Origin of the sequence: Streptomyces laculatispora, from assembly GCF_017353455.1 — a bacterium.
GTDB lineage: Bacteria > Actinomycetota > Actinomycetes > Streptomycetales > Streptomycetaceae > Streptomyces > Streptomyces laculatispora.
Genome location: NZ_JAFMPZ010000599.1, coordinates 1 through 3,421, shown reverse-complemented (window position 1 = coordinate 3,421; position 3,421 = coordinate 1). Strand labels below are relative to the sequence as shown.

Annotated in this window: 3 protein-coding genes; all 3 read left to right on the top strand. The window is 70.4% G+C overall.

The features are described 5' to 3' along the window. Window positions 1-1,375, top strand: a 1,375-nt coding sequence (locus J1C73_RS31480; RefSeq protein ID WP_207319355.1) for a leucyl aminopeptidase, incomplete at its 5' end; no start/stop codon positions are given. 326 nt (window positions 1,376-1,701) lie between these two features. Beyond that, window positions 1,702-3,090, top strand: a complete 1,389-nt coding sequence (gene lpdA, locus J1C73_RS31475) for a dihydrolipoyl dehydrogenase (RefSeq protein WP_207319354.1) — start codon at window positions 1,702-1,704, stop codon at window positions 3,088-3,090. 61 nt (window positions 3,091-3,151) lie between these two features. Continuing rightward, the coding region (locus J1C73_RS31470; RefSeq protein ID WP_307797841.1) for a biotin/lipoyl-containing protein at window positions 3,152-3,421 on the top strand (270 nt) is incomplete at its 3' end.

Sequence of the window (3,421 nt, the reverse complement as noted above, 5' to 3'; positions counted from 1 at the left end):
GGGCGCCTGTGGTGCCGAGGGCGAACTGACCAAGCTCCCCGCGCCCGACGACCTGAAGGCCCCGGTCGTCATCGCGGCCGGACTCGGCCCGGTCCCGGAGAAGGACGGCGCCTACGACGCCGAGGCACTGCGCCGGGCCGCGGGCTGCGCCGCCCGCTCGCTCACCGGCTCGAAGAAGGCCGGCTTCGCGCTGCCCGTCGGCTCCGTCGAGGACGCCGAGGCCATCGCCGAGGGCGCGCTGCTGGGCGCGTACGCCTTCACCGCCTACCAGCGCGGCGAGAACAAGCTGGCCCCCAAGGCCGCCAGTGGCGCCAAGCCGCCGCTCGCCGAGGTGGCCCTGCTCGGCGCCAAGCCCCGCGACAAGGCGTTCAAGGCCGCCGCGGAGCGCGCCGTCGCGCTGGTCGAGGAGATCAACCGCGCCCGCGACCTGATCAACACCCCGCCGAACGACCTGTACCCCGAGTCCTTCGCCGCCGTGGCCACCGCCGCGGGCAAGGAGCACGGCATCAAGGTGCAGGTGCTCGACGAGAAGGCACTCGTCAAGGGCGGCTACGGCGGCCTGCTCGGCGTCGGCCAGGGCGCGGCCCGCGGTCCGCGCCTGGTGAAGCTCGCCTACACGCACCCGAAGGCGGAGAAGACCCTGGCCCTGGTGGGCAAGGGCATCACCTACGACTCGGGCGGCATCTCGCTGAAGCCGGCCGGCCACAACGAGACGATGAAGTGCGACATGGCCGGCGCCGCCGCCGTGTTCGCCGCCGTCGTCGCGGCCGCCCGCCTGGGCCTGCGCGTCAACGTCACCGGCTGGCTGGCGCTGGCCGAGAACATGCCGTCGGGCAACGCCACCCGCCCCGGTGACGTGCTGAACATGTACAGCGGCAAGACCGTCGAGGTCCTCAACACGGACGCCGAGGGCCGTCTCGTCCTCGCCGACGCGCTGACCCGCGCCTCCGAGGAGAAGCCGGACGCGATCGTCGACGTGGCGACCCTGACCGGCGCGATGGTGCTGGCCCTGGGCAACCGCACCTTCGGCATCATGGCGAACGACGACGCCTTCCGCACCTCGATCCACGAGATCGCCGACGAGGTCGGTGAGGCCTCCTGGCCGATGCCGCTCCCCGCCGACCTGCGCAAGGGCATGGACTCCCCGACCGCCGACATCGCCAACATGGGCGAGCGGATGGGCGGCGGCCTGGTGGCCGGTCTGTTCCTGAAGGAGTTCGTGGGCGAGGGCATCGCCTGGGCCCACCTGGACATCGCGGGCCCGGCCTTCCACGAGGGCGCCCCGTACGGCTACACCCCGAAGGGCGGCACCGGATCCGCGGTCCGCACCCTGGTGAAGCTGGCGGAGCGCACCGCGGCCGGAGACCTCGGCTGAGCTCGCAGCTGACGGACGGCCCCGGGCATACGTCCGGGGCCGTCCGTGTTCCACCCACGGCACCGCGGCCGGGTCCGGGCGGGTTTCGCTCTCGACGAAATCAGCCCGTCCCTACGCAGCGGTAACCCCCTGGGACGGACGGACATCCGTCCCAGACCCGGGCCCCGCGTCCCGCCCACCGTCAACAAGTGCGAAGATGGGTTCTCGGCAGGACAGGGCCCCCACCACAGGGCCGAATGACAAAAGCGGCCGAACACCAGCCGACCGGCCGGTCACACCCCGATGACGGGGCCCGGCGTACGGCGCACATGCATGGAGGACGTGACGTGGCGAACGACGCCAGCACCGTTTTCGACCTAGTGATCCTCGGCGGTGGTAGCGGCGGTTACGCCGCGGCCCTGCGCGGAGCGCAGCTGGGCCTGGACGTCGCTCTGATCGAGAAGGGCAAGGTCGGCGGCACCTGCCTGCACAACGGCTGCATCCCGACGAAGGCCCTGCTGCACGCCGGTGAGATCGCCGACCAGGCGCGCGAGGCCGACCAGTTCGGTGTCAAGGCCACCTTCGAGGGCATCGACATGGAGGCCGTCCACAAGTACAAGGACGACGTGATCTCGGGCCTGTACAAGGGTCTGCAGGGTCTCATCGCCTCCCGCAAGGTGCACTACATCGAGGGTGAGGGACGGCTCTCCTCCCGCACCTCGGTGGATGTGAACGGCCAGCGCATCCAGGGCCGCCACGTGCTCCTGGCGACCGGCTCCGTGCCGAAGTCGCTCCCGGGCCTGGAGATCGACGGCAACCGCGTCATCTCCTCGGACCACGCGCTGAAGCTGGACCGGGTCCCGAAGTCCGCGATCGTGCTGGGCGGCGGCGTCATCGGCGTCGAGTTCGCCTCGGCGTGGAAGTCCTTCGGCACCGACGTCACCATCATCGAGGGCCTGAAGCACCTGGTCCCGGTCGAGGACGAGAACAGCTCGAAGCTTCTTGAGCGCGCGTTCCGCAAGCGCGGCATCAAGTTCAACCTCGGTACGTTCTTCCAGGGCGTCGAGTACACCCAGGACGGCGTCCGCGTGACGCTCGCCGACGGCAAGACCTTCGAGGCCGAGCTGCTGCTGGTCGCCATCGGCCGCGGTCCCGTCTCGCAGGGCCTCGGTTACGAGGAGGCCGGTGTCGCGATGGACCGCGGCTACGTCCTCGTCGACGAGTACATGCGGACGAACGTGGAGACCATCTCGGCCGTGGGCGACCTGGCCCCGACGCTCCAGCTCGCGCACGTCGGCTTCGCCGAGGGCATCCTCGTCGCGGAGCGGCTGGCCGGCCTGAAGACCGTTCCGATCGACTACGACGGTGTCCCGAAGGTGACGTACTGCCACCCCGAGGTCGCCTCCGTCGGTATCACCGAGGCCAAGGCCAAGGAGCTCTACGGAGCGGACAAGGTCGTCGCCCTCAAGTACAACCTCGCGGGCAACGGCAAGAGCAAGATCCTCAAGACCGCGGGCGAGATCAAGCTCGTCCAGGTCAAGGACGGTGCCGTGGTCGGCGTCCACATGGTCGGTGACCGTATGGGCGAGCAGGTCGGCGAAGCCCAGCTGATCTACAACTGGGAGGCGCTGCCGGCCGAGGTCGCGCAGCTCATCCACGCCCACCCCACGCAGAGCGAGGCGATGGGCGAGGCCCACCTGGCTCTGGCCGGCAAGCCTCTGCACTCCCACGACTGATCAGTCGACCGGGCGCGACGACCGACCTACTTCCGCACATTCGTAAGGAGCAACTGAAACCATGTCGGTTTCCGTAACCCTTCCGGCGCTCGGCGAGAGCGTCACCGAGGGCACTGTCACCCGTTGGCTGAAGGCCGAGGGCGAGCGCGTCGAGGCCGACGAGCCGTTGCTCGAGGTCTCGACCGACAAGGTCGACACCGAGATCCCGGCCCCCGCCTCCGGCATCCTGGCCGCCATCAAGGTCGCCGAGGACGAGACCGTCGAGGTCGGCGCCGAGCTGGCCATCATCGACGACGGCACCGGCGCGCCGGCTGCCGCAGCGGCGCCGGCC